General features: G+C 65.1%; 1 protein-coding gene. It reads right to left on the bottom strand.

Annotated elements, in window-relative coordinates:
* Positions 1 to 1,357, bottom strand: a 1,357-nt coding sequence (locus HC022_RS26605) for an extracellular solute-binding protein (RefSeq protein WP_167454384.1), incomplete at both ends; no start/stop codon positions are given.

The following is a 1,357-nucleotide window of genomic DNA, read 5'->3' as shown; positions in this document are numbered from 1 at the left end:
CGGCGATGAAATCCTCCTGGCTGGTGGCGTTCAACAGGGTGTCGATCATCGCGTCCGCGGCCTCGGACTTCATGCCCATGAGGTTGCGCGAGCCAATGTTGTCGGCGGCCTCGGAGCCCCAGTAGAGCCGCTGCTCGTTGCCGGGAGACAGCGAGATGCCGCGCCGGAAGAAGGTCATGTCGAAGTCGAAGGCGTTGATGCGCTCGTTGTATTGCGCGGCGTCGATCACCGTCACCCGCGGCGAGATGCCCATGCGGGTGAGCGCCTGCACGAAGATGTCGATGATCGACTGCTCCTCGCCCGAGCCCTGTGCCAGTACGATCTCGAAGCTGAAGGGTTGACCGGCGGCGTTCTTCATCACGCCCTCGGGCACCGTGTAGCCGTCGAGCGCGCCGGGCAGCAGGTCGTCGGCGAAGGGCTCGAGCATCTCGCGCACGCGGCCCTCGGCGGGGCCGTGGCTCATGCCGAGCTCGGAGTTGGAGAAATACGAGGTGATGCGCGGCTGGCGCGAGCCGGTCATGGTCTCGTTGATGTACTCGAAGTTGAAGGCGTGCATCATCGCGTCGCGCACGCGCCAGTCGGCGAAGGCGCCGTGGCGGGTGTTCATCACGAAGCCGGTCATGCCGGTGGGCCGTCCGTGGCCGATCTCGGACTTCACCACGTCGCCGCGCTGAACGGCGGGAAAATCGTATTGCGTCAGCCACTTCTCGGCGTTGTTCTCGCGGATCGCGTTAAGCTCTCCGGCCTTGAACGCCTCGAATTGCACGGTGCCGTCGCCGAAGAACTCCATGCGGATCTCGTCGAGGTTGGCCTGGCCCTTCATGAAGGGCAGGTCGCGGCCCCAGTAGTCCGGATCGCGCCTGAGGGTCACGTATCGGCCCGCCTCGTAGCTCTCGATCACGTAAGGCGCCGAGGACACCGGCACCACGTCAAGCCCGCTCGAGGCGAAGTCGCGACCGTCCCACTGCGCCTTCTTCATGATCGGGCGCATGCCGATGATGAGCGCCAGCTCGCGGTCGTCGGTATTGAAGGTGAAGCGGACCGAGCGCGGGCCGGTCTGCTCCATGCTCTCGATCTGGCTCCAGGTGCCTCGGTAACGCGGATGGCCCTCGGTTCCGAGGGTTTCATAACTCCACATCACGTCCTCGATGGTGACGGGGCTACCGTCCGAGAAGCGCGCCTCGGGGCGGAGGGTGAACTCGACCCACTCACGATTCGGGCCGGTCTCGACGCTTTCTGCCAGCAGGCCGTAGAGCGTGAAGGGTTCGTCCCAGCTCCGTCCCATGAGGCTTTCGTAGGCGAGGAAGCGGAGCTGCCACGGCACCGTCCCCTTGAGGATATGCGGATTGAGGCTGTC

Origin of the sequence: Salipiger sp. HF18, assembly GCF_011806505.1 — a bacterium.
Classification (GTDB): domain Bacteria; phylum Pseudomonadota; class Alphaproteobacteria; order Rhodobacterales; family Rhodobacteraceae; genus Salipiger; species Salipiger thiooxidans.
This window is presented reverse-complemented; position numbering and strand designations above follow the sequence as displayed.